6 protein-coding genes are annotated in these 3,674 nt (G+C 63.9%); all 6 read left to right on the forward strand.

Annotated elements, in window-relative coordinates; translation table 11 throughout:
• A partial coding sequence (locus B552_RS29325; RefSeq protein WP_035880477.1) for a hypothetical protein occupies nt 1–208 on the forward strand: 208 nt, incomplete at its 5' end.
• A gap of 761 nt (nt 209–969) precedes the next feature.
• On the forward strand, nt 970–1,590 hold the full coding sequence (locus B552_RS0126865; RefSeq protein ID WP_019452156.1) for a MotA/TolQ/ExbB proton channel family protein: 621 nt from the start codon (nt 970–972) through the stop codon (nt 1,588–1,590).
• 17 nt (nt 1,591–1,607) lie between these two features.
• Nucleotides 1,608–2,039: a biopolymer transporter ExbD gene (locus tag B552_RS0126870; RefSeq protein WP_019452157.1), complete on the forward strand. Its 432-nt coding sequence runs from the start codon at nt 1,608–1,610 to the stop codon at nt 2,037–2,039.
• Between the two features lie 119 nt (nt 2,040–2,158).
• Nucleotides 2,159–3,277 carry a tetraacyldisaccharide 4'-kinase gene (lpxK, locus tag B552_RS0126875; RefSeq protein ID WP_019452158.1) on the forward strand — a complete coding sequence of 373 codons (1,119 nt, stop codon included), beginning with the start codon at nt 2,159–2,161 and terminating at the stop codon, nt 3,275–3,277.
• Nucleotides 3,258–3,467 carry a Trm112 family protein gene (locus B552_RS0126880; RefSeq protein ID WP_019452159.1) on the forward strand — a complete coding sequence of 70 codons (210 nt, stop codon included), beginning with the start codon at nt 3,258–3,260 and terminating at the stop codon, nt 3,465–3,467. Before lpxK ends, B552_RS0126880 begins: the two co-directional genes overlap by 20 nt.
• Before the next feature lie 10 nt (nt 3,468–3,477).
• The coding region (locus B552_RS28015; RefSeq protein WP_035880486.1) for an NTP transferase domain-containing protein at nt 3,478–3,674 on the forward strand (197 nt) is incomplete at its 3' end.

Below are 3,674 nucleotides of genomic sequence, written 5' to 3' on the forward strand. Positions count from 1 at the left end.
ACAGCATAACGGCTATGTCAAGAGGCACTGCACTCTGCACACGCATTTGGCTGCGATCCGCATGATCCGGTACAAGCCATTGATTCTTATGAACTTTCGGTTGGTGCAAAAAACAGGCAACGTAAGAGAAAACCTTACGCGTCAACGACTTACCGGATGCGCCCTCGGCTTGTTCACAAAGTTATCCACAGAAGCTCTGGATAAATGATTTGTCAAGGGTCTGGGCTGTGGACAAATCACGCAACCGCATCGGACATACGCTGGAGCAACGTTTGTCGTGCCGGATGTCGACCTCGCCGCACCGCGCACCGGATGCACCCGGATTGCCTATTTTTTAGGCACGCCAACACAGGTTCAATCAGATCAATGGTTTACGTACCTTCTCCCGCGCTTATCCACAGTCGGTCCACAATGCTGTCCTGCCGGTATGTGGAAAGCGGTCGACATCTCCAGCAGGTTCCGGTGGCCAGGTTCCGCAGGCGCTGCACATTTTTTCAGCATCGATACCTTCCCCTTTACCAATCAATGGGTTAGCACATTTCTCCGATAGCTTTCCACAACCGATCCACAATCCTGTCCCGTTTCCGTGTGGAAAGTCCCCGCCGGACGGGCTCGAATTGCCGTGGGCTGGCACCTGCCGCCCATGTGCCGCCATCTGCCCAAAAATCAGGCAGACCGTATACACCCCTTGCCAATCAATGAGTTAGCGCGCTTTTCCGGCAGCTTTCCACAACCGTTCCACAGTCCTGTCCCGTGCCTGTGTGGAAAGTTGCAGACGGGCTGCGACGCGCGCGGCAGACACCGCGTACTTGCGCGGCTTGCCGCGCGCCGAGGCGCGGGTTAGAGTGGCGCCTGCAATTTTTCGAGCATGCCGCTACGCGCGGGAAGATTGGCGCGTATCAAAGGCTGCCAAGCCTCATCTGTTCTGATTTCGGGTCTGTCGTTCGTTTGTAGAATTCGGGGGTCCACGTGTTTTCCATCATTCAAGCGGCCGGCTGGCCGATCTGGCCGCTGCTGCTCGCATCGGTGATCGCGCTTGCGCTGATCGTCGAACGTTTCATGTCCCTCAAGCGCAGCAAAGTCCTGCCGCCAAAGCTGTACGAGGAAGCCCTGTCGGCCGCCCATCAGCGCAAGGCAACGCCTGAGGTCGTCAACCATCTCGAGAAGAGCTCGCCACTTGGCCGCGTGCTGGCCGCTGGCCTGCGTCATGTGGTGCTGCAGCCGCAAACCTCGCGCGATGCCGCCAAGGACGTGGTCGAGGAAGCTGGCCGCGCCGTGGCGCATGACCTCGAACGCTACCTGAACGCGCTGGGCACGATTGCCTCCGTGGCGCCGTTGATGGGGCTGCTTGGCACCGTGATCGGCATGATCGAGATCTTCGGCAACCAGGGCGGCACCGGCGCCAATCCGGAGCAGCTTGCGCACGGCATCTCGGTCGCGCTCTACAACACGGCATTCGGCCTGATCGTCGCCATTCCCGCGCTGATTTTCTGGCGATACTTCCGCCGCCGCGTGGATGACTACGTGGCCGAGCTGGAATTCCGCGCGACCACGTTCCTCGACGCCATCCTGCCGCAGCGGCGGGCGTAACGTCGCGGGAGCGCGCCATGCATTTCCGTTCCCGACAGCGGCGCGAGGAGCCGGAGATCAACCTGATCCCGCTCATCGACGTGTTGCTGGTGATCCTCATCTTCCTGATGATCACTACCACCTACTCGCGCTACACCGAACTGCAGATCCAGCTACCCACCGCAGACGCCGAGCGTGCGCAACAGCGCCCGACCGAGATCGTCGTGTCGGTCTCGGCACGCGGGGTCTATTCGATCAACAAGCAGGTGCTGGAGCAGAAGGACGTCACCAGCCTTGCCGACCAGCTGCGCAGTGCCGCCGGCCCGGCCGGCAACGGGCAGCCGCCCGTGGTCATCGTCAACGCCGATGCCCAGGCCACGCACCAGGCCGTGATCAATGTGATGGAAGCCGCGCGGCTGGCAGGCCTGTCGCGCCTGACGTTCGCCACCCAGAGCAGCCAGCAACGCTAGGGGCTTCCGGCCGCCGATGGCGGCGGGGTTGCGGCATGCGCCGCGCAATGCCCATAATGTCCGCATTCGCCCGGCGCCACCCCTGCGGTGGCGCCGTCCGCTTCCATCCCCGATCCTTCATGGCCGCTCCCCAACACACCCTTGCCGACTTCGTCACCGCCCAATGGCAGCGCCGCGGCTGGTTTGCGTGGCTGATGTGGCCGCTGTCGCTGCTGTTCGGCCTGATTGCACGCATTCGCCGGCATGGCTATCAACAGGGCTGGTTCAAGTCGACGCGCCTGCCGATGCCGGTAATCGTGGTGGGCAATGTCACCGTGGGCGGCACCGGCAAGACTCCGGCAGTCATCGCGCTGGCCCATGCGCTGACCGAGGCGGGGCTTCGCCCTGGCGTGGTTTCGCGCGGTTACGGCGTGAAGCTGAACCATCCGCGGCGCGTCAAGCCAACGTCGAAGGCATCGGATGTCGGCGACGAGCCGTTGCTGATTGCACGCGCCGCCGACGTCCCCGTGTGGGTCTACCCGGACCGCGCGCTGTGCGCGCAGGCGATGCTGGTCTCGCATCCAGGCATCAATGTCCTGCTGCTCGACGACGGCCTGCAGCACTACAAGCTGCAACGCGACTTCGAGATCGTCATGTTCGATACGCGCATGGGCGGCAACGGCATGCTGCTGCCCGCCGGCCCGCTGCGCGAGCCGCTGACCCGGCCGCGCGACGCCACGCTGATCAACGATCCGAACTTCCGCGCCACACCCGACAAGCCCGACGTCTACGGCATGCGCCTGGAACTCGACGAGGCCTGGCAACTCAATGATCCGACGATGTCGTGCGCGGTGTCCAAGTTCGCCGACCGGCGCGTGCTGGCGGCAGCGGGCATTGGCCACCCGGAACGCTTCTTCGCCAGCCTGCGCCAGGCGGGCCTGTCCCCGGCCACGCTGCCGCTGCCGGACCACTATGATTTCGTGGAAGACCCGTTCGCGGACAATCCCGCCGCGCTCGAAGCCGACGTGATCCTGATCACCGAGAAGGATGCCGTAAAATGCGAGCGCTTCGACGACCCGCGAATCTGGGTCGTCCCCACCACGCCCGTGATCGACGCGGGCCTGATCGATAAAATCCGCCGCGTCGTGCAGGCGCGCAACCCGGCCATCGCCACCCCCGTCACCGTGGGGCAGTCCGCTGCCACCGGCATGGCCGACAGTCTCGACAAGGAACACCACGATGGACAACCGGCTGCTTGAAATCCTCGTTTGCCCGCTTTGCAAGGGCAAGCTGGAATACGATCGCGCCGCCCAGGAACTGATCTGCCACGCCGACAAGCTGGCCTACCCGATCCGCGACGGCATTCCGGTCATGCTGGCCGACGAAGCGCGCCAGTCGGTGCCGGGCCGCGTGGTTCCGGTCGAGCCCTCCGCACCGGCCGGCAACTGATATCCGCGCGATGAGCATTCCCGCCTTCACCGTCGTCATTCCGGCACGACTGGCCTCGACGCGCCTGCCCAACAAGCCGCTGGCGGATATCGGCGGCCATCCGATGATCGTGCGCGTGGCCGAACGCGCGCACGCATCGTCGGCGCAACGCACAGTGGTGGCCACCGACTCCCCCGAAGTGGCCGAAGCCTGCGCGGCGCGCAATGT

The organism is Cupriavidus sp. BIS7, assembly GCF_000292345.1.
In the GTDB taxonomy this organism is placed as follows: Bacteria; Pseudomonadota; Gammaproteobacteria; order Burkholderiales; family Burkholderiaceae; genus Cupriavidus.